This is a genomic window from Martelella mediterranea DSM 17316 (assembly GCF_002043005.1).
In the GTDB taxonomy this organism is placed as follows: domain Bacteria; phylum Pseudomonadota; class Alphaproteobacteria; order Rhizobiales; family Rhizobiaceae; genus Martelella; species Martelella mediterranea.
This window is the reverse complement of the sequence record NZ_CP020330.1, coordinates 3,687,864-3,708,940: the sequence shown is the minus strand read 5'-3', so window position 1 is coordinate 3,708,940 and position 21,077 is coordinate 3,687,864. Positions and strand designations below refer to the sequence as shown.

The 21,077-nt window shown below is 62.0% G+C and carries 16 protein-coding genes and 1 pseudogene; 12 read left to right on the top strand and 5 right to left on the bottom strand.

Features of this window, described 5'->3' with window-relative positions; genetic code table 11:
* Positions 1 to 6 precede the first annotated feature (6 nt).
* The 4 genes from sufD (at position 7) to sufA (ending at position 3,710) form a co-directional block, all read left to right on the top strand.
* The gene (gene sufD, locus Mame_RS17230; protein ID WP_018066386.1) at positions 7 to 1,272 is read left to right on the top strand and encodes a Fe-S cluster assembly protein SufD; all 1,266 of its coding nucleotides are present in this window, start codon (positions 7 to 9) and stop codon (positions 1,270 to 1,272) included.
* 44 nt (positions 1,273 to 1,316) lie between these two features.
* On the top strand, positions 1,317 to 2,555 hold the full coding sequence (locus tag Mame_RS17225) for a cysteine desulfurase (RefSeq protein WP_018066387.1): 1,239 nt from the start codon (positions 1,317 to 1,319) through the stop codon (positions 2,553 to 2,555).
* A gap of 33 nt (positions 2,556 to 2,588) precedes the next feature.
* Positions 2,589 to 2,963, top strand: coding sequence for an SUF system Fe-S cluster assembly protein (locus Mame_RS17220; protein WP_018066388.1), 375 nt, complete (start codon positions 2,589 to 2,591; stop codon positions 2,961 to 2,963).
* Between the two features lie 354 nt (positions 2,964 to 3,317).
* Positions 3,318 to 3,710 (top strand): Fe-S cluster assembly scaffold SufA, encoded by a 393-nt coding sequence (gene sufA / locus Mame_RS17215; RefSeq protein WP_018066389.1) that lies wholly within the window; start codon positions 3,318 to 3,320, stop codon positions 3,708 to 3,710.
* A gap of 15 nt (positions 3,711 to 3,725) precedes the next feature.
* On the opposite strand, the gene Mame_RS17210 is transcribed toward sufA, so the two are convergent.
* The gene (locus Mame_RS17210; protein WP_169929168.1) at positions 3,726 to 5,264 is read right to left on the bottom strand and encodes an exo-alpha-sialidase; all 1,539 of its coding nucleotides are present in this window, start codon (positions 5,262 to 5,264) and stop codon (positions 3,726 to 3,728) included.
* Between the two features lie 317 nt (positions 5,265 to 5,581).
* Between Mame_RS17210 and Mame_RS17205 the strand changes: the two genes are divergently transcribed.
* From Mame_RS17205 to Mame_RS17195, 3 genes and pseudogenes are all read left to right on the top strand, one after another.
* Positions 5,582 to 6,703, top strand: coding sequence for a calcium:cation antiporter (locus Mame_RS17205; RefSeq protein ID WP_018066391.1), 1,122 nt, complete (start codon positions 5,582 to 5,584; stop codon positions 6,701 to 6,703).
* Positions 6,704 to 6,730: 27 nt separating this feature from the next.
* Positions 6,731 to 7,339 carry a VC0807 family protein gene (locus Mame_RS17200; protein WP_018066392.1) on the top strand — a complete coding sequence of 203 codons (609 nt, stop codon included), beginning with the start codon at positions 6,731 to 6,733 and terminating at the stop codon, positions 7,337 to 7,339.
* A 183-nt stretch (positions 7,340 to 7,522) separates the two neighbouring features.
* Positions 7,523 to 8,689: pseudogene (locus tag Mame_RS17195) on the top strand (IS481 family transposase); the annotation flags it as partial.
* A gap of 90 nt (positions 8,690 to 8,779) precedes the next feature.
* Here the strand turns inward: Mame_RS17195 and carA are convergent.
* Positions 8,780 to 9,988, bottom strand: coding sequence for a glutamine-hydrolyzing carbamoyl-phosphate synthase small subunit (gene carA, locus Mame_RS17190; protein ID WP_018066564.1), 1,209 nt, complete (start codon positions 9,986 to 9,988; stop codon positions 8,780 to 8,782).
* Between the two features lie 306 nt (positions 9,989 to 10,294).
* Between carA and Mame_RS17185 the strand changes: the two genes are divergently transcribed.
* The 3 genes from Mame_RS17185 to rpoD all read left to right on the top strand — a co-directional run bounded on the left by Mame_RS17185 (position 10,295) and on the right by rpoD (position 15,320).
* Positions 10,295 to 10,747, top strand: coding sequence for a GatB/YqeY domain-containing protein (locus tag Mame_RS17185; RefSeq protein WP_033410820.1), 453 nt, complete (start codon positions 10,295 to 10,297; stop codon positions 10,745 to 10,747).
* Between the two features lie 121 nt (positions 10,748 to 10,868).
* On the top strand, positions 10,869 to 12,854 hold the full coding sequence (gene dnaG / locus Mame_RS17180; protein WP_018066562.1) for a DNA primase: 1,986 nt from the start codon (positions 10,869 to 10,871) through the stop codon (positions 12,852 to 12,854).
* 414 nt (positions 12,855 to 13,268) lie between these two features.
* A complete protein-coding gene (gene rpoD / locus Mame_RS17175) occupies positions 13,269 to 15,320 on the top strand; it encodes an RNA polymerase sigma factor RpoD (protein ID WP_018066561.1) in 2,052 nt (683 codons plus the stop codon).
* Positions 15,321 to 16,034: 714 nt separating this feature from the next.
* On the opposite strand, the gene Mame_RS17165 is transcribed toward rpoD, so the two are convergent.
* Positions 16,035 to 16,250: a cold-shock protein gene (locus Mame_RS17165; protein ID WP_018066559.1), complete on the bottom strand. Its 216-nt coding sequence runs from the start codon at positions 16,248 to 16,250 to the stop codon at positions 16,035 to 16,037.
* 560 nt (positions 16,251 to 16,810) lie between these two features.
* Between Mame_RS17165 and Mame_RS17160 the strand changes: the two genes are divergently transcribed.
* Positions 16,811 to 17,908: a DUF1176 domain-containing protein gene (locus Mame_RS17160; protein WP_157624567.1), complete on the top strand. Its 1,098-nt coding sequence runs from the start codon at positions 16,811 to 16,813 to the stop codon at positions 17,906 to 17,908.
* Positions 17,909 to 17,911: 3 nt separating this feature from the next.
* Here Mame_RS17160 and Mame_RS17155 read toward each other — a convergent pair whose 3' ends face one another.
* Positions 17,912 to 19,024, bottom strand: coding sequence for a PQQ-dependent sugar dehydrogenase (locus tag Mame_RS17155; RefSeq protein ID WP_018066557.1), 1,113 nt, complete (start codon positions 19,022 to 19,024; stop codon positions 17,912 to 17,914).
* Between the two features lie 107 nt (positions 19,025 to 19,131).
* Positions 19,132 to 19,518, bottom strand: coding sequence for a hypothetical protein (locus Mame_RS17150; RefSeq protein ID WP_018066556.1), 387 nt, complete (start codon positions 19,516 to 19,518; stop codon positions 19,132 to 19,134).
* Between the two features lie 292 nt (positions 19,519 to 19,810).
* On the opposite strand from Mame_RS17150, the gene Mame_RS17145 reads away from it, so the two are divergent.
* Complete coding sequence (locus Mame_RS17145) at positions 19,811 to 21,013, top strand: pyridoxal phosphate-dependent aminotransferase (protein WP_018066555.1); 1,203 nt, start codon at positions 19,811 to 19,813, stop codon at positions 21,011 to 21,013.
* Positions 21,014 to 21,077: the final 64 nt, after the last annotated feature.

Sequence of the window (21,077 nt, the reverse complement as noted above, 5' to 3'; positions counted from 1 at the left end):
GTTGTGATGAATGTGCAAAGCAAGATAACATTGACGGCTGCCGAGGAGGCGCTGGTCGCCGCCTTCGGGCGGCTCTCCGGCTCGCTGCCCGGCAATGCCGATGTAACGACGGAACGCGACCGGCTGGCCGGCGAACTGCGCAAGACCGGCCTGCCGACGCGGCGGATCGAGGCCTGGCATTACACCGACCTGCGCAACCTGTTGCGCACGGTGCCTGAGGATGCCGGTGAGGCGGTGAACCCGCTGCCGGCCCTGCTGCAAGGCAGCGCCGTTCTGCCGCTGGTGCAGGGCCGCGCGGGCTCCGCGCCCGAGATCGATGGCGTCGAGCGCCGAAAGGTCTCCGACGCGCTTTCGGGCGGCGACAAGACGGTGCGGTTTGCGCTGTCGCATGCCGATGACGCGATCGGCCGGATCAATGGCGCGCTGGTCAGCGACGGCTACGTGCTTGATATCGCGGCCTCGCTCGAAGCGCCGCTGGAGCTGCAGGCCGTGCATGGCGGCGGGCAGGTGCATACCCGCAATCGCCTGAACTTCGCCGAGGGCGTGACCGGCACGGTGATCGAACGTCATGTCGCGCCGGCAGGCGCTGCGGCGCTCGTCAGCAACCTTTCGGCGCTGACGCTCGGCAAGGACGCCGAGATTACCTATGTGGTGATGCAGAGCCAGGGCGCAAACGACACCCATCTCGGAAAGCTGAAGATCGAACTCGGCGAAAACGCGAAGCTGAAGCTGCTGATCGTCAATGCCGGCGGCAAGCTGGTGCGCCACGAGATCGATTGCGCGGTTGTCGGCGAGGGCGCGGACCTGATGCTTCGCGGCGTCAACCTGCTCGGCGGCGAGACCCATACCGACATCACCTTCGACCTCGGCCATAACGTGCCCAACACGACCTCGACCGAGATCATCCGCAATGTGGTGTTCGACAAGGCCAGGGGCGTGTTCCAGGGGCTGATCCGGGTTGCGCCCGATGCCCAGAAGACCGATGCCAAGATGTCGTGCAACACGCTGCTGATGAGCGATTTCGGGTCGTTCAACGCCAAGCCGGAGCTGGAAATCTTCGCCGACGACGTGCAGTGCGGCCATGGCGCGACGGTGACCGATATCGACCCGAACCATCTCTATTACCTGATGGCGCGCGGCATTCCGCGCAAGGTGGCCGAAGGGCTCCTGATCCACGCTTTCGTCGCCGAAGTGGTGGAAGAGCTCGAGAACGAAGCGCTGTCGGAAGCCGTAGAGGCGATCATCGCGGACTGGCTCGATCGCCATGAGTGACCGGCGCCGCGATCCGGAAGGGACATTGACGGGGTTCATCGGTTATGGACACTAAGGCCTCCACCTATGACGTTGAAAAGATCCGGCAGGATTTTCCGATCCTCTCGCGCACCGTGCATGGCGACAAGCCGCTGGTCTATCTCGACAATGGCGCGTCGGCGCAGAAACCGCAGGTCGTGATCGAGGCGGTTTCGAACGCCTACAGCCATGAATACGCCAATGTGCACCGCGGCCTGCATTTCCTCTCCAATGCCGCGACCGATGCCTATGAGGCCGCGCGCGAGAAGGTGCGCGCCTTCCTGAACGCCGGTTCGGTGAACGAGATCGTGTTCACCCGCAACACCACCGAGGCGATCAACACGGTTGCCTATGGTTGGGCGATGGAGCACCTGAAAGAGGGCGACGAGATCGTGCTCTCGATCATGGAGCACCATTCCAACATCGTGCCTTGGCATTTCCTGCGCGAGCGCATGGGCGTCAAGCTGGTCTGGGCGCCGGTGGATGACGATGGCGAGTTTCATATCGAGGACTTCGAGAAATGCCTGACCGAGCGCACCAAGCTCGTCGCCATCACCCAGATGTCGAACGCGCTCGGCACCATCGTCGATGTGAAAGAGGTTTGCCGGATCGCGCATGAGCGCGATATCCCGGTGCTGGTCGATGGCTCGCAGGGCGCGGTTCACCTGCCGGTCGATGTCCGCGATATCGATTGCGACTGGTATGTGATGACCGGTCACAAGCTTTACGGCCCGTCCGGCATCGGCGTGCTCTACGGCAAGTATGACCGGCTCGCCGAGATGCGGCCATTCCAGGGCGGCGGCGAGATGATCGCCGATGTCACGATGGATGGCGTCACCTATGCCGAGCCGCCGCACCGCTTCGAGGCCGGCACGCCGCCGATCGTCCAGGCTATTGGACTGGGCGCTGCCCTTGACTATATGCAAGGGACAGGCCGCGCGGCGATTGCCGCCCACGAGGCTGACCTGACGGCTTATGCCCGGGAGCAGCTCGGTCATGTCAATGCGCTGCGCGTCATCGGCAATGCCGCGCAAAAGGGCAGCATTTTCTCCTTCGCGATCGAAGGCGTGCATGCCCACGATATTTCGACGATCATCGACCGGCGCGGCGTCGCCGTTCGCGCCGGCACCCACTGCGCCCAGCCGCTTCTGGCGCGTTTCGGGGTGACGTCGACCTGCAGGGCCTCGTTCGGCCTGTACAATACTCGCGCGGAGGTGGACGCGCTGGTGGAAGCGCTGGATTACGCGCGCACATTCTTTGCCTGATAGGGGCCGAAAGCGGCCTGAAAGAGGATTGCCATGAGTGTCGAGGAAAAGACTGAAGACCAGACGGCCGGCGCGACTGCCTCTTCCATTCCCCCGGAAGAGCTTGCGCGGCTGAGCGACGACATCATCTCCGCGCTGAAGACGGTCTATGATCCGGAAATCCCGGCCGATATCTTCGAGCTGGGCCTGATCTACAAGATCGATGTCGATGACGACCGGGTGGTGAAGATCGACATGACGCTGACCGCGCCCGGCTGCCCGGTCGCCGGCGAAATGCCCGGCTGGGTCGAAAATGCCGTCGGCACGGTCGAAGGCGTCTCCGGCGTCGAGGTCGAAATGACCTTCGATCCGCCCTGGACGCCCGACCGGATGTCGGAAGAGGCCAAGGTGGCCGTGGGCTGGTATTGAGTTAGCAAGAGGGCAGGCGGCCAATGCCTACTTAATTGCGTTGCTCCCTGGTGGCAGCCCAACCCACGGGCGTCATCCTCGGGCTTGACCCGAGGATCCAACCACCGGGCCGGGAATGAGGCGCGGGTTTGTTCGAGCGAGGACTGGCAAGGCAGAATGCGACCCGGCACTCCGCTCGTATTGAGACGGGATTAGATCCTCGGGTCAAGCCCGAGGATGACGCAGAATGGAAGGAAAGGCTTCGGCAGGCAGCTCGATTAGACATGCAGAGCGCCTATTGACGCCGCCTTCGCGCGCTGATGCAATGCACCTCTAACGCCGGGCCTTGAACCCGGATGTTGATGGAGAATGGAAATGGGCTTTCAGGTCATCACCCTCACAGATGCGGCAGCGACCCGCATCAACGAAATCACCGGCAATGCCGGGCCGGATGCGCTCGGTATCCGCATATCGATCAAGAAGGGCGGCTGTGCCGGCTTCGAATATGCGGTGGACCTCGTCACGAGCGACAGCACGAAGGCTGGCGACGACACCGTCGAACATGCCGGCGCCAAGGTCTGGGTCGATCCCGCCGCCTCGCTTTACCTGCTGGGCACCGAGATGGATTTCGAGGTCACCAAGCTCAGAACCGGCTTCGTGTTCCGCAATCCCAACGAAACCTCGGCCTGCGGCTGCGGCGAATCGGTGGAACTCAAGGCCGCCGACCTTGCTGAACTGGCGCGGGCGCGCGAGGCCGCGGCGCATTGATCGGCGGGACAGGCCTCAGCCTCTGAGGCCGTCATATTGTATCACGCAGATTTTTTCGCTGACGCCGTCCCCGTTGGAAACGCGGTAGCTGCATGAAATATAGAGCGTTCCGTCGTCTCCCTCCGTGACGGAAGGGTCGCCGATCCGGCAGTCCTTGTCCGCCTGCTCCAGGCAGACGGGTTCGAGCCAGGCGAGCGGCCGGTTGCCGCCGCCCGCTGTCGTGCCGAAGAACCCGACGCAAAGATGCAGGTCCCGGCCATCCTCGTCGGGCGTGTAGACCACGACGAACGGGCCGAGCGACGGGTCGAATCGCGAATACTTCAACGACAGGGCCGAGATGCCGGAATCTCGGCTTTTGATGCTGGCATTGAGGATCGGCACGGCCGGAGACCAGGTGATCCCGTAATCGCAGGAATCGCTCACGGCAATGCGGTCGAGATACAAATCCGGCGCTTTGGTGCGCAGAAAGGCCGTGAGCTTGCCGGACGGGCGCTGGACGATGCTCGGCTCGATGGTGCCGCGGCCGAGGATCGGCGTTTCGGCATAGTGCCAGTTCGCCCCGTCATCGTCCGAGTAAAGCACGACCGAGAGGTTGACGACGTCGGAGTGGACCGGAAGCAGCAGACGGTCGGCGCCGTTTTCCAGCCTGATCTTTTGCGGCTGGGACCGCGTCTGCCAGCCCCGTTCATAGCGATCCGGGCTGAACATGTTGAACACCGTGAGCCGCATGACGACCATGTTGTAGGTGTCGTAGACCATGTACAGGAACACGATGAGCGTGTTTCTCCTCATATGCGCGTGCAGCGCATCGAAGAACCGCAGGATGTCGGAAAACCTGCGTAACCTGTCCAGTATGGGGCCGAGCGCCGGCCTGTTCTCCAGCAATTGCTGCTTGACGTCCTTGAGATAGGTGTTGTCGAATTCCCTTATCCTGGCGAACAGTGCATCGATCATCGCGTCGATTGCGGCGGCATCCACGTCCGGCGCTGCCAGATTGTGTCCCTTCTCGGAGCTGAACGACGGCGCTTTCTCGAAACTCTTTTTCGGCTCGAACGCGCCGTTCAGAAGCGGCCAGGCGTTGGGATAGAGTGCTGCGGCGGCATTGAGGAAATCATCGCCGCTCACCGATGTCGTCAAAGGGTCGCCATCGACCGGCGTGGTCCATCCCACCGAATGAATGCTGTCGAAGGCATCGGACATGTTTCCGGCGCGCATGCGAAGCTGGGCGCTTGCCTGGGTTCCGTCACTGGTCATCTGCCAGAACAGGCGCATCTTCCCGGCATCGCAATGAAACACCGGGTTGGTGGCCGGATATTTGGAAACAGCGCCGCCTTCGCCATTGTCCGCGATTTTCGCCAGCGGTCGCCAGGCATAGTCCACGGGGTCCGCCGATGAAGCATAGATGGCGGAGGATTGGCCGTCACGCGCATGCTTGTGGGACCAGGATACAAGTAATTTTTCACCGAGGAACGATATGCTGCTGCCGTGATTTCCGGACGCCCAGAAATCATGATTATCATTGTCAATAAATACTAATTTCGTATTTTCCCTCATGATCATTTACCTGTAGTATATTTCCCCTAAATATTCGTATATATTAAATATTAAATTCGGTAAAGTTGATTTTATTTCGGTTTATACATATATTTTTACATGATTTATTTAGAGAAAATGCAAAAGGGCTGGTTGTGGCACTCGGTTCGGCGTCTTGCCTGAGGGGCACTCCGACCCGCCGAGGGGCCGGGCAGGGGACGCTTTGAGGACATTTTACGGGCGGTTGCCTCATCGTCCGCCCTTGCGCGCACAGGCTTAAAATGGTGAATTGATCTCGCCGCGTTTCCGGCGCAATCCATCACCTGCGAGGCTCATCCGTGACATCAGACAAGAATGCACTCTGGCGCGAATGGCCGATTGTGCTGATCTGGTGCGCGTTCCTGCTGTTTACCTTCGCGGGCAATTCATTGAAGCCCGACTATCTTGGGACGATGGCCTCGTTCGCTGTGCTTGCCGTGATCTTCGTGGTCATGCTGATGGCGGTGTTCCGGGTGGTGCATCACGCCGAATGTCTGGCGGCGATCTTCGGGGAGCCGCTTGGCACGCTGATCCTGACGCTTTCGGTGATCGGCATCGAGGTGGCGCTGATCACGGCTGTGATGCTGACCGGGGACAACGTGCCGACGCTTGCGCGCGACACCATGTTTTCGGTGCTGATGATCGTGCTGAACGGCCTTGTGGGGCTCAGCCTCCTGATCGGCGGGCTGCGGCACGGCCTGCAGGTGTTCAACCTCTCCGGCGCCAATGCCTATCTGATCGTGCTTCTGCCGGTGGCGATCACCAGCCTGATCCTGCCGAGCTTCACCTCGTCGGCGCCGGGTGGTGGGCTGTCGACGCTTCAGACCGTGTTTCAGATCGTGATCTCCCTGGTGCTTTACGGCATCTTCCTGCTGTTTCAGACGGTGCAGAACCCCGTCAGCTTCCAGCAGCCGCGCCATGGCGACGAGGAGCCGGATGCGCATCACCATCATCTCCGCCCGAAAAGCGCGGGCTTTCATGCTGCGGGCCTGCTGCTGGCCCTGCTGCCGCTGGTGCTGATGTCGAAGAAGCTCGCCGTCTATGTCGATTTCGGCATTGCCCAGGTCGGCGCGCCGGTGGCGCTTGGCGGCTTCATCGTGGCGATCATGATCCTGACGCCGGAGGCGCTGGCGGCGCTGGAAGCCGCCCGCAAGAACCAGCTCCAGCGCGCCGTCAACATATGTCTCGGCTCGGCGCTGGCGACGATCGGGCTGACGGTGCCGGCGGTGCTGATCGCCGCACATTTCGTCGGCCTGCCGATCGAGCTTGGCCTGACCCCGGCCGGCGTTGTGGTGCTGACACTGTCGCTCGCCATCAGCATCGTCACCTTCGTCGGCACCCGCACCAATTCGCTTCAGGGCGTGGTGCATCTGGCGGTATTCTTCGCTTACGTTATCTTGATCTTCGACGGCGATTTCTAGACCCTGCGGGGGAAGGCGGGAGAGGGCATGCGAAACGACATCATCTTCGGCGCGGTCCTGCCCTATGTGGCGTTTCTGATCGCCCGCCATTTTGGCCTGTCCACCGTCCACGCGCTGGCGATCGGCTCTATCTTCCCGATCGCGGTGATCCTGATCACCTATGTCAGAAACCGCAGGCTCGCTCCGGTCAGCGTGATCACGCTTGCGGCGACGCTCGCCTCGCTCGTCGGCAGCCTCTATTTCAACAGCGCCTATCTGGCGCTTCTGAAAAATTCGCTGATAACCGGCTTCATCGGCCTGGTATTCGCCGGCTCGCTCCTGATGCCGCGGCCGCTGGTATTCTACTTCGCGACCGAAAAGGGCGGGGAGGAGCGCGAGGACGGCAACCGACTCTGGGCGGTCTCGCCGCCCTACCGGGCGCTGATGCGCCGGATGACGATCGCCTGGGCGGTCGTGCTGATCTGCGAGGCGACGGCGCGCGCGTTGCTTATTCCGCTGCTGCCGGTTGATATATTCCTGGTGGTCTCGGAGGCGATGTGGATCGTGGTTTTCGCGCTGATGATCTCGTGGAGCCTGCGCTATGGCCACCGCAAGGGCGCGGAGATTGCCGCGGCCGCCGGGGAGGGCGGCGGTTGAGGGGATGGCGTAGCGGCCGCTCCGCTACCCTCTGGTGCGTCATGCTCGTACTCGACGCGAGCATCCAGACCACACGGAAAAAGCCGCCTGGACCCTCGGGTCAAGTGTACAGCCTTGATACATACCTGACAGATGTTCGGAGACATGCCTGACACTTCTCGGATTGCAATCTGGGAGGTTTTGATGGGGTGGGAGACGAAGTCTGTGGTGGATCAGCGGTTGGAGTTTTGCCGGCTTTGTGCGCTTGAGGGCGCGAATATTTCGCAATTGTGCCGGCGCTTCGGGATTTCTCGCCAGACGGGCTATGTCTGGCTGAAGCGTGTCAGGGCTGGCGAGGGGGTGCAGGATCGCTCGCGGCGGCCGCACGCGAGCCCGCGGCGCACCGGTCAGGCGCTTGAACAGGCGGTGCTTGAGGTGCGCGATGCGCATCCGGCCTGGGGCGCCCGCAAGATTGCGTGGATGCTGGAGCGTATGGGGACCGATCCGCCGGCGGCCTCGACAGTCCATGCCATCCTGGTTCGACACAAGCGGATCACAACGCCTGAGGGCGCGGGCCCGGCTTATGGACGTTTCGAGCGCGAAGCGCCAAACCTGCTATGGCAGATGGACTTCAAAGGACGTTTTCAACTCGTCTCGGGGGCTGGTGTCATCCGCTCACCGTCCTCGATGATCATTCGCGGTTTGCCCTCGGACTTGAGGCCTGCGCCGACGAACGGAGGATGACGGTTCGCAGTCGGCTGGAACGCATCTTTCGTCACCATGGGCTGCCGATGGCGATCTATACCGACAATGGCAACCCGTGGGGAACGGCGTTCAGCACGGCTGGACACGCTTGCGCGTCTGGCTCCTCAAGCTGGGGGTAGAACTCATTCACGCCCGCCCCTACCATCCGCAGGGACGCGGCAAGAACGAACGCTTCCACCGCAGTTTCAAGGCTGAAGTTCTCGCCTTCCAGCCATTGTCGGACTTCAGGCAGGCGCAAAGGGCGTTTGATCGCTGGCGCGACCTCTATAACCATCATCGGCCGCATCAGGGCATCGCCATGGCCGTGCCCGCAAGCCGCTACAGCCCGTCGCCCCGCAGCTTTCCCGCCACTGTTCCCGAGCCCGTCTATGACCCAGGCGAGATCGTCAGGCGCGTCAGCAGCACAAACGCCTATGTCGCATTCAACGGCAAGGCATGGCGTGTGCCGAAGGCCTTTCAAGGGGAAATGCTGGCAATCAGACCCCTCGAAACCGACGGCCAACATGGCGTGTTCTTCGCAGCAAACCAAGTCGCCCTCATCGACCTTAACAAAGACGAATAACTGTCAGGCATGTCTCCGAACACCTGTCAGGGATGTCTCCGGGCTTTACACTTGACCCGAGGGTGACCCCGGAGAGGGGATGGCGCCCGCGAAACGGAAGCGGACGCCGAGGGGCCGCTAGGGCCCGATAGTGCTCAGGCGCGCTCTTCCAGCAGCGCCTCGCCCTTCTTCTCGCGCACCAGATTGATGAAGCGGCGGAAGAGGTAGTGGCTGTCCTGCGGACCGGGCGATGCCTCCGGGTGATGCTGGACGGAGAAGACCGGCTTGCCGGCAAGCGCGATGCCGCAATTGGAGCCGTCGAACAGCGACACATGGGTTTCCGCGACGCCCTCCGGCAGCGAGGCCGAATCGACCGCGAAACCGTGGTTCATCGACACGATCTCGACCTTGCCGGTGGTGTAGTCCTTCACCGGATGGTTGGCGCCGTGATGGCCCTGATGCATCTTTGTGGTCTTACCGCCGAGCGCGATCGCGAGGATCTGGTGGCCGAGGCAAATGCCGAAAATCGGCAGGCCGCTGTCGATCAGCGCGCGAATCACCGGCACGGCATATTCTCCGGTCGCGGCCGGATCGCCCGGGCCATTCGACAGGAACACGCCATCGGGCGAAAGCGCCAGAATCTGTTCCGCCGAGGTCTTGGCCGGCACGACCGTGACCTTGCAGTCGAGACCGGCGAACAGGCGCAGGATGTTGCGCTTCACGCCGTAGTCGACGCAGACGATGTGATAGCGGGCGTCAGCTTCGGCGAGCGTGTCATAGCCTTCGTTCCAGACCCACGGCTTCTCGTCCCATTTCGACGACTGGCCGGACGTGGCTTCGATGGCGAGGTCGAGACCTTCCAGTCCGCCCCACGCCTTCGCCTTGGCCTTCAGCGCGTCGAGATCGAACTTGCCGGACGGCTCGTGGGCGATCACGGCATTGGGCGCGCCATGCTCGCGGATCCAGGCGGTCAGCGCGCGGGTGTCGATGCCGGAAAGGCCGATGATGCCGCGCTTCTTCAGCCAGGTGTCGAGGTCTTCGCTGGAGCGGTAGTTGGAGGGCGCGGTGATATCGGCCCTGAAGATCGCGCCGACCGCGCCGCGGCGGGCGGCGGGCACCAGATCCTCGATATCCTCGCCATTGGCGCCGATATTGCCGATATGCGGAAAGGTGAAGGTGACGATCTGTCCGAGATAGGACGGGTCGGTCAGGATTTCCTGATAGCCGGTCAGCGCGGTGTTGAAGCAGACCTCTGCCTCGACGCTGCCTGTGGCGCCGACGCCCTTGCCGTAGATTACCGTGCCGTCGGCCAGAACCAGCGCGGCCGTCGGCGTTTCCTGTGTCCATGGGGCAGTCATGATCATTCCTTGCTAGTCGCCGGCCCGGGGCCGATTGAACGGGCCCTGTCCCGATCCTATATATGAGCCCGAGCCAAAGGGTTCGCGGGCAAGCTGCGTTCGGGTAGGCCACTTTTTGATGCGGTTGCGGGAAAATAGAGAAACCGCGCTTGCGGGTCAATTGCTCTTAAGGCAGACTTGTGGCATCTGCTCAAAATAAATGACGCGCCCGAAGATTTGATTTGATCGCAGCCCCGGTATTCGGTAAACGCCGCCGCCATTCGGCATGTGTCGATGCGGTACCTTGAAGATGGCGTTGCCAGGAGTGAATGAATGTTGCGCGATAAACTCGCACTTGCACAAAAAGACGCTTCGAAAGAGGAAGATCCGGTACGCTTCTGCACATTGAGACTGGTTCACGCGGCCATCAAGGACCGCGACCTGGCTCATCGTGCCAACGGCAAGGACCCCGTCAGCGATGACGATATCGCCGGGATTCTGTTCCAGATGCTGAAACAGCGCAAGGAATCCTCCCGCCTCTACGAAGAGAAGGGCCGGCCCGACCTCGCTGCACAGGAACGTCAGGAAATGGCGGTGATTCGCGAATTCCTGCCCGCCCAGTTGCCCGAGGACAAGATCCGCGAAGTCTGCGCCTCCGTGGTCGAGGAGACCGGCGCGCAGGGTCTGCGCGACATGGGCAGGTGCATCGAAACGCTGAAGGACCGCTATTCCGGTCAGATGGACTTCTCCAAGGCCTCCGGCGTGGTCAAGGACATGCTGAAATAGCATTCCGTTGCCGGACCGCTGTGGATATCAGCAGTGGATATGGGGGATAACCCGCCCCGCGCCCGCTAAACCGTTGCGGGGCCTGTAGGCTGTCAGGCCTGCCGGCACACCCGAGGACCTCATGCGTTTTCCGCCATCCTTTCTTGATGAAATCCGCGACCGCGTGCCGATCTCGGCGCTGATCGGCCAGCGGGTCACGTGGGATCGCAAGAAGACCAATGTCGGGCGCGGCGACTACTGGGCCTGCTGCCCGTTTCACGGCGAAAAATCCCCGAGCTTTCACTGCGAGGACCGCAAGGGCCGCTACCACTGTTTCGGCTGCGGGGTTTCCGGCGATCATTTCCGTTTCCTCACCGATCTCGATGGCATGAGCTTTCCCGAAGCCGTGCAGCGCGTCGCCGATATGGCGGGCGTTGCGATGCCGGAACGCGACCCGCAGGCCGAGCGGCGCGAGGAAAAGCGCCGCACCCTGGTCGACGTCATGGAGCTTGCCGCAAGCTTCTTTCAGGATCAGCTTCAGACCGGGGCAGGGGCAAAGGCGCGGGCTTACCTGCGCGAACGCGGCCTTTCGGCGCGCACGATCGACACGTTCCGGCTCGGCTACGCGCCGGAAAGCCGCAATGCGCTGAAGGAATTTCTGGCCTCGAAGGGCGTCGAGAAGCAGGAGATCGAGGCCTGCGGGCTGGTGGTCCACGGGCCGGATATCGCCGTTTCCTATGACCGTTTCCGCGACCGGATCATGTTTCCGATCCTGTCATCGCGCGAGCAGGTGATCGCCTTTGGCGGCCGGGCGATGCGCCCGGATGCGCCGGCGAAATATCTCAATTCCAACGAAACAGAGCTGTTTCACAAGGGCAATGTTCTGTTCAATTTCGCCCGCGCCCGCCGCGCGCTTTCCGGCGCGGAGGGGGCAAAGACGATCATCGCCGTTGAAGGCTATATGGATGTGATCGCGCTCCATCAGGCCGGTATCGAAAACGCCGTCGCGCCTCTCGGCACGGCCTTGACCGAAAACCAGTTGCAACTGATCTGGCGGATGACCAGCGAGCCGGTGCTGTGCTTTGACGGCGATGGCGCCGGCATCCGCGCCGCGGAGCGCGCCGCCGGCCTGGCGCTGCCGATGCTCAAACCTGGCCATTCGCTGAAATTCGCGCTGCTTCCCGGCGGCAAGGACCCCGACGATCTGGTGCGCGAGGGCGGACGCCAGGCGTTTGACGCCGTGATCGCCCAGGCCCGTCCGCTGGCCGACACCGTGTTCGAGCGCGAGGCAGGCAGCCCGGAGGCCGGCGAGACGCCGGAGCGGCGGGCGGCGATCGAGGCGCGGGTCAACGCGCTGGTGGCGACGATTGCGGACGAAAGCGTGCGCCGACATTACCAGCAAGATTTCCGCAACCGGCTTTATCAGCGGTTTCGGGGCCCGTCGCGCGGCGGCGGGAATTTTGCCGGCGGCAGGGGCAGTTTTTCCGGGTCCACCAAGGGGGGCGGGCGGTTCAACGCGCCGCGCGGCAACGGCCTTCTCTCGGCGTCCGAACGCCTGTCGCGCTCGCCGCTTGCGAGCCTGCGCCCGGTTACCAGCAATCTCACCTTTCGCGAATGCCAGCTCGTGTTCTGCCTGATCTCGCATCCCGAACTGGTGCGCGAGGATTTCGACAGCGTGTCGACGCTTTCCTTCGAGGCAGCGGAGATGCGCGCGTTCTGGCCGGCCTTTCTGGCCGAAGCCTCGCGCCCCGACATGGGGCGGGAAAAGCTGCGGCAGCGGCTGGAGGAGGCGGGTTTTGCCGGCCTTGTCGATCAGATCGCCGCCCATGTCGGCCGCAATGTCCACTGGATCGCCGGGCCCGACGCCGCGCTTGAGGATGTCCGCGAGGTCTACCATCAGGCGCTGGCGCTGCATAACCGCGCCCGCTCGCTGGCCCGCCACAAGAGCGAGCTGGAACGCGAGATCGCGGAGGCGACGGAGGAGGGCAATGCGGATCTGCTGGCCGAACTGATGCCGGCGCTGGTTTCGGTTCAGAACGAAATTGCCCGCATCGACAACCAGGAGGCCGAGATCGACGGTTTCGGCCTGATGTCGGGACGCGGCGGAAAGTCCGGAGCGGGCGGATAAGGGGTCTTCAAGCGGCAATTTCGGGATGCGTCCGAACCGATTCCTTTCAGCCGCCACTTGTATTTGCGGCGAAGCAATCTAAATTAACGTTTCTAGGGCCGACAGAGAAGCTGCATCGGTTCCTGTCATCGTCAGAAGCGTTTCACCGGCGGATTTTCGATATGAAATCGCGCAAATACACAATTGACGCTTGACGGATGGCGAAAATCTGGGAATCACCAGTTCGGATGGCAGTGAGCAGCACATTTTCATGATCTGGACAGCATTCACCGGGGGTAGCGAAAACCGCCGCGTTGAAGACTGTCCTGTTCATGTGTGGTTTTTTAAATCCGGCAGACCTCGCAAAAGAGGTCCTTAATCATTTGCCGGTATGCCGCTTGGCAACAGCGACAAAGCGTCAGGGAAACAATATTTATGGCTACGAAAGTCAAGGAAAACGAAGAAGCCGAAACCGAACGCGAAGGCGGTACCGACGGCCCTCTCCTGGACCTTTCCGATGACGCCGTCAAGAAGATGATCAAGGCCGCCAAGAAGCGCGGCTATGTCACCATGGATGAGCTGAATTCCGTGCTCCCGTCCTCGGAAGTGACTTCCGAGCAAATCGAGGACGTGATGTCCATGCTCTCCGAAATGGGCATCAATGTCGTCGAGGACGAGGACGAAGTCGACAACGACAACAATGCCGATGACAGCGCCGACGACAGTGACAGCGACAATGAAAGCGACAGCACCGAGGTCGCGACCACGACCGGTTCGGCGGTAGCGCAGACCAAGAAGAAAGAGCCTACCGACCGTACCGACGATCCGGTGCGCATGTATCTGCGCGAGATGGGCTCTGTCGAGCTGCTGTCGCGCGAGGGCGAAATCGCGATCGCCAAGCGCATCGAATCCGGCCGCGAGACGATGATCGCCGGGCTTTGCGAAAGCCCGCTGACCTTCCAGGCACTGATCATCTGGCGCGACGAACTGAACGAAGGCACGACGCTTCTGCGCGAGATCATCGATCTTGAGACGACCTATTCCGGTCCCGAGGCCAAGGCAGCCCCGCAGTTCCAGAGCCCGGAAAAGATCGAGGCCGACCGCAAGAAGGCCGAGGAAAAGGAACAGGCCCGCAAGAAGCGCTCCGACGACGTCACCGATGTCGGCGGCGAGGGAATCCAACCGGAGGAAGACGACGAGGAGGATGATGAATCCAACCTGTCGCTGGCCGCCATGGAGGCCGAGCTGCGTCCGCAGGTGATGGACACGCTCGACCTGATCGCCGAGACCTATGTGAAGCTCCGCAAGCTGCAGGACCAGCAGGTGGAAGCGCGTCTGGCCGCCACCGGCACGCTGACCAACGCCCAGGAGCGCCGCTACAAGGAGCTCAAGGAAGGGCTGATCGGCGCGGTCAAGTCGCTGTCGCTCAACCAGAACCGCATCGACCTTCTGGTCGAGCAGCTCTACGACATCAACAAGCGTCTCGTTGAAAACGAAGGCAAGCTGCTGCGCATGGCGACCCATCGCGGCGTCAAGCGCGACGACTTCCTCGAGCACTATCACGGCGCCGAGCTTGATCCGAACTGGATGAAGTCGATCGGCAATCTTTCCGGCAAGGGCTGGAAGGAATTCGCCAGCCAGGACGGTGCCGACATCAAGGCGCTCCGGACCGAAATCCAGAGCCTTGCGACCGAAACCGGCATCTCGATCGCCGAGTTCCGCCGCATCGTGCACATGGTCAAGAAGGGTGAGCGCGAGGCGCGCATCGCCAAGAAGGAGATGGTGGAAGCCAATCTTCGTCTGGTGATCTCGATCGCGAAGAAATACACCAATCGCGGCCTGCAGTTCCTCGACCTCATTCAGGAAGGCAATATCGGCCTGATGAAGGCGGTCGACAAGTTTGAGTATCGCCGCGGTTACAAGTTCTCGACCTATGCGACATGGTGGATCCGGCAGGCGATCACCCGCTCGATCGCCGACCAGGCCCGCACGATCCGTATTCCGGTGCACATGATCGAGACGATCAACAAGATCGTCCGCACCTCGCGCCAGATGCTGCACGAGATCGGCCGCGAGCCGACGCCTGAGGAGCTTTCGGAAAAGCTCAACATGCCGCTCGAAAAGGTCCGCAAGGTGCTGAAGATCGCCAAGGAGCCGATCTCGCTCGAAACCCCGGTGGGCGACGAGGAAGATTCGCATCTCGGCGATTTCATCGAGGACAAGAACGCGCTGCTGCCGATCGATGCCGCGATCCAGGCGAACCTGCGCGAGACCACCACCCGTGTTCTCGCCTCGCTGACGCCGCGCGAGGAACGCGTGCTGCGCATGCGCTTCGGCATCGGCATGAACACCGACCACACGCTCGAAGAGGTCGGCCAGCAGTTCTCGGTCACCCGCGAACGTATCCGCCAGATCGAAGCCAAGGCGCTGCGCAAGCTGAAGCACCCGAGCCGCAGCCGGAAGCTGAGGAGCTTCCTCGATAGCTGAGATGGCGAAAGCCGATCTGCAATAACGAGAAACCCGGCTGAGAGGCCGGGTTCAGTTTGTTGAGAAACCTGTCCTCAAATTCGGCGTCATCCTCGTGCTTGACACGAGGATCCAGGCAGCGCGGCAAGGCTTCGCAATAGCTCTTATCAAATTCAATGGCTTAGGTCGCCTGGATGCTCGGATCAAGTCCGAGCATGACCCTTGTGAGGAAGGTCAGGAAGGTGTCAAACTGCAGATTCAGGAGTTTGTCAGCAGTCTGAATCCGGGTGAGAGGCCGGTTTTTTCCTCCTGACAAAGCAAACCTCACCCGCCGCCGTCTCGTTCGGGCCTGTCCCGAGCATCCAAGCACGTTTCAGCGCGACAGGCGTATCGGGGAGGGGAATCTATTTGAATCCAAATCATTGGAAGGCGCGAACGCCGCTCGTGCGGAGCGGTGATTAGATCCTCGGGTCAAGCCCGAGGATGACGCCCGAAGAAAGGATTGGCTTGCACGCCAACTGAATTCCGCTTGGAGGATGGGCTTCCTGCCTATGGAATGACCACGAACTGCTAGTTTCAGGTGAGGCGTCAGAACCTTGTTCGCCCCTCAGGAGTCCGATGGGCAAAACCGGGGAATACTTCGCCTCACGTAAGGGGTGTCTGCCGCCAGACCACCAGCAAACCGGCGCCCTGCCGCGCGCCGGTTCAAGGCGTTGTGGCGCAGGGAACAGAAACCTATTCCGTGACCTGCAGGTTGACGGCCTTGGGGCCCTTGCCGCGGCGGTCCGGCTCGGTGTCGTAGCTGACCTTCTGATTTTCGGTCAGTCCCGTCAGCCCGGACGACTGAACGGCGGAGATATGGACGAAGATGTCCGCGCCGCCATTGTCCGGCTTGATGAAACCGTACCCCTTGTCGGTATTGAAAAACTTTACGATGCCAGTTTCGGCCATGCTTCAAGGTCCTTTTCTCGCCCATCCGATTGCTGATGGAGGGGCAGATATTTCGATGCTCGTTTTGCCCTGAGGGGCAGCGCAGGCGTTTCTCGAATTTGGAGGAAAGGTGCCTTTTATTACCGCGGGTTCCGATTTGCCTGGACAACGAAAGCAGGCCAAATCAAGGTCCGCCCGAAAAATTAGCGTTTCCGGCGCGCATCAGATTATATGGTCTTCCCGTGCTCGCAAAATGCCCGAACATGAACAGAATGCGGTGTTTGCGGGTTTTTGGCAAGCGAAACTTTGGAATCGGACCTTCAGGTTGCGTTCGCGGCCGGGTATTTGTGTATTATCCGGCTCTAATCAGATGATTAGACGGAACTAGTTTGGGTTATACTGTGTCAAAGCGTTCGCCCTGTGCTACCCTTGGATGAGGGGAGGTCTACAAAGCCTGTGACCTAACCGGGCCGGGCCTAGCTTTTGCCGACGAAGCTGGTGTAGGAGCGAGTAACCGGCCAAGCATGACGAGCGCGCGGGCGGTGCGCAAATACTTGACTGGCAAATATCGGGGGTCCGCCATGCGTCGTGACATGTTCATACGCTTTCTTGCGTCTGTTGTCGTGGTCTGCTCTTTCCCGCCTGTCGGCGCGCGCGCGTTCGAGTATCGCCAGATCGAGGGTTGGGCGGTCAGCTGCAACAACGCCTATACCTGCAACATCTCGCTGACGTCGGCCGCCGGCGCAAGCGGCGGCGCCACGCTGGCCGCAATCCAGTGGCAGCGCTCGGTCGCGCCTTCGGCCCCGCTCACCCTCAGCATTCCTTATCCGCCCGGGTTCCTGCCGCGGGGCGATGCCTCCGGCGCGATCACCATCGCGGTCGATGGCGTCACGGGATTTTCGGCCGACATAGCGGACCTCGTGCGGGAGGATGCGCTTGGCATGTTCGGCGTCAACGAGCCCGAGGTGCTGGTGGCGCTGTTCCGCAAGATGGCCGATGGCACCAGGGCGACGATCCGCTATGAGGGCGGGATCGGATCGTTTTCCTCGGAGATCGTGCTGACCGGGCTTTCCGATGCCGCCCGTTTCATCGATGATTGGCAGGGCCGCGGCGGCCGCACCGATGCCCTGATCGATGTCGGGGAGAAGACGCCGCCAGAAAGCGTCGATGTCTGGACGATCGACAGCTATGATGAGCTCCCGCCCTCGATCCTGCGCAATCTGAGCGACCCCGAAAGCGCTTGCTATACCGATCAGTCCCATATCGATCAGGCGGATGCCTTCGCCTTCAATACCGGCAAGAGCACCATCATGCTTCTGCCCTGCGGGCCCTCCGGCGCGTATAACCAGCCCTACCAGCTCTATGTCGGCAAGGATGACGAGTTCCACCGCGCGGAATTTCCCAATGTCAGCGATGCCGGCATCACCGTTCTTGATACCGTCTACAACGTCAATTTCGATCTCAAGGAAAAGCTGTTGTCCTCGGTCTATCTCGGCCGCGGGCTCGGCGATTGCGGGTTGGCGCATTACTGGACGATCAACGAGGCCGCCGCCGGCAACCCGCTGGCGCTCACGCTGGAGCGCTCCAAGACGGCGTGTGACGGCGTCGATATCGGCCCGGAAAACTGGCCGGAGATCTGGCGCCCGCAGATGACGGCGGACGAGAGGGAGGAGCGCTGACGCTCACTCCGCCCGGTAGACCCGCAACAGCGCGCCGTCGGGCTCGTCCGTCACCAGCAGGATCGCGCCGTCGGGCGCGACCTTCACGTCGCGCAGCCGGCCGAATTCACCGGCAAACAGCCGGTTTTCGGTCGCGGGCATGCCGCTCTCGTCAAGGCCGATATGGGCCAGCAACTGGTCCTTCAGCGCGGTGACCAGGAAATCCCCGTCCCATTCCGGAAACATATCGCCACGGTAGACCGCGATCGCGCCCGGCGCGATCGACGGATCCCAGTAGTAGAGCGGCTGTTCAAGGCCGGGCGCCTCGGTGCCCTGTCCGATCGTCGCGCCCGAATAATGCACGCCGTAGGAGATTTCCGGCCAGCCATAGTTCTGGCCCGCGCGCGGTATGTTGATCTCATCGCCGCCGCGCGCGCCGTGTTCAACGGTGTAGAGCGTGTCCGTCTCCGGATCGATGGTGATGCCCTGCGGGTTGCGGTGGCCGATCGACCAGATTTCCGGCTCCCAGCCCGAGGGCGTGGGATTGTCTTGCGGAATGCCGCCCTCGGGCGTGATGTGGAGGATCGAGCCGGCGTGATCGGCCGGATCCTGCGCCCGCTCGCTTTCGCCGCGATCGCCGATGCCGAAGAACAGGTTGCCGGCGCTGTCGATCGCAATGCGCGAGCCGAAATGACGGTTGGTGCCGGAAAAGCGGTTCATCTCGAAAATCTGGCTGACGTTTTCAAGGCGCGCCTGCTGACGGTCGAGCGTTGCGCGGAAGACCGCCGTTCCCTGGCCGCCGTCGCCGGAAACGGAGGCGGTCAGATAGATGCGGCCGTTTTCGCTGAAGCCGGGATCGAGCCCGACATCGAGCAGACCGCCCTGGCCGGCGGAATAGACGTCGGGCACGCCGCTCACCTTCTGCGTCGCGCCATCCTTGGAAACGATGTTGAGGCGGCCCGGCCGCTCGGTGACCAGATAGGCGCCATCGGGCAGAACCTCGACGGCCCAGGGGTGGACAAGACCATCGGCGATACGCTCGACCTCGAGCGGCGGGCTCGCCTCCTGCGCTATCGAAGGAAACGGCGAAAATGCTAGGGCCGCGATCATGCCGGCCAGGACGGGGGTGGCTTTCATCAAAGTCTCCTCTCGTTTTACCGGTGACGTATGGCGCTCTGCCCGCCGCTCAAGTGGCGCGGTCTACACAAACCCGTGAGCCGCGACTCGGATCGCGAGGCTTCTGTTCAGAAGTCCTCGAACTCGTTGCGTTGCCTGCGTTCGGCGTCGGCCTTCAGATGGCTCACATTTTCGCGCCAGAGATAGGACGCACCGAAGACCATGGCGAGGCAGATCGCGAACATCGCCGCGATCATCAGGTCGCGCGCGGCGGTGTGGGACAGAAGGCCCTGCAGCGCGCTGCCGCCCGGCGAGGAGAAGGGCAGGTAGCCGTCAAACAGCATCGCCCCGCCATTCGTTCCCGAAAGAGGGGCGGCCTGCCATGCTTGCTCGGCGGAAGCCCCGGCCGGCGCGAACGCCGTCAGGACCGGCAGCGTGGCAAAAGCAAAAATCCCGCGTTTGATGAAAATCGAGCGCCTGGCGATCCCTCTCGCCATCCGTTTGACCATCCTCATATGCCTTCTCCTTCGGCAATGTTTCAGCGCATGGCCATAACGCCATGTAAATGCGTCGTCTTCTGGGTGAAAGGTGGTCCAACACGAACCATTTTGAGGCGGAATCATGGGAGGGGATTTGTGCCGCCACAGGCGTTGAGGCGGCGGAATATCTGCGGTTGCGCCCTGAAACGGTCAATCCGCGACGATAGCGCTTGAAACCGCGGGCGAATTGCGTTTAGACCAAACGCTTGGAAGTTGTCGCTTGCTACAGCGCTTTCCAAGGATCAATCTAGATATCAGGACATTGAAAATGGCCCTTCTTGCTGACGCTCTCTCTCGTGTAAAGCCTTCCGCCACCATCGCCGTGGCCCAGAAAGCGCGCGAACTCAAAGCGAAAGGCCGCGATGTCATCAGCCTTGGCGCGGGCGAGCCCGATTTCGATACGCCCGACAACATCAAGGCCGCCGCGATCGACGCGATCAACCGCGGCGAGACGAAGTATACGCCGGTGGCCGGCATCCAGCCGCTGCGCGAGGCGATCGCCGCCAAGTTCAAGCGCGAGAACAATCTCGACTACACGGCCGCGCAGACGATTGTCGGCACGGGCGGCAAGCAGATCCTGTTCAACGCGCTGATGGCGACGCTGAACCCGGGCGATGAGGTCGTGATCCCCGCGCCGTACTGGGTTTCCTATCCGGAAATGGTGGCGCTTTGCGGCGGCACGCCGGTGTTCGTTTCGGCAACGCAGGAGCACGGCTTCAAGCTTCAGGCGGAAGACCTCGAAAAGGCGATCACGCCGAAGACCAAATGGTTCATCTTCAACTCGCCGTCCAACCCCTCGGGCGCGGCCTATACCCATGACGAGTTGAAGGCGCTGACCGATGTGCTGATGAAGCACGAGCAGGTCTGGGTGCTCACCGACGACATGTATGAGCACCTGACCTTCGGCGATTTCAAGTTCGTGACCCCGGCGGAAGTGGAGCCCGGCCTCTATAACCGCACGCTCACGATGAACGGCGTCTCCAAGGCCTATGCGATGACCGGATGGCGCATCGGCTATGCGGCCGGCCCGGCCGAACTGATCAACGCCATGACCACGATCCAGAGCCAGCAGACATCCGGCGCTTGCTCGATCGCGCAGTGGGCCGCCGTGGAGGCGCTCAACGGCAATCAGGACTTCGTGACCGAGAGCAAGAAGGCCTTCGAGAGGCGTCGCGACCTCGTGGTCTCGATGCTCAATCAGGCTCCCGGTATCGAGTGCCCGACGCCCGAGGGCGCGTTTTACGTCTATCCGTCCTGCGCCGGGCTGATGGGCAAGACCTCGCCGGGCGGCAAGGTGATGGAGACCGACGAGGATTTCGTCACCGAGCTTCTGGAAGCGGAAGGCATCGCCGTCGTCCACGGCTCGGCCTTCGGCCTCGGCCCCAACTTCCGCATTTCCTATGCGACCTCGGAAGCCGAACTGGAAGAATCCTGCATGCGCATCCAGCGCTTCTGCAACGCCTGCAGGTAAGGCCCGCGCTCCGGCTTTGTTACGAAGCGCGATTTGACAACGGGGCGTGCCGCAGGGCGCGCCC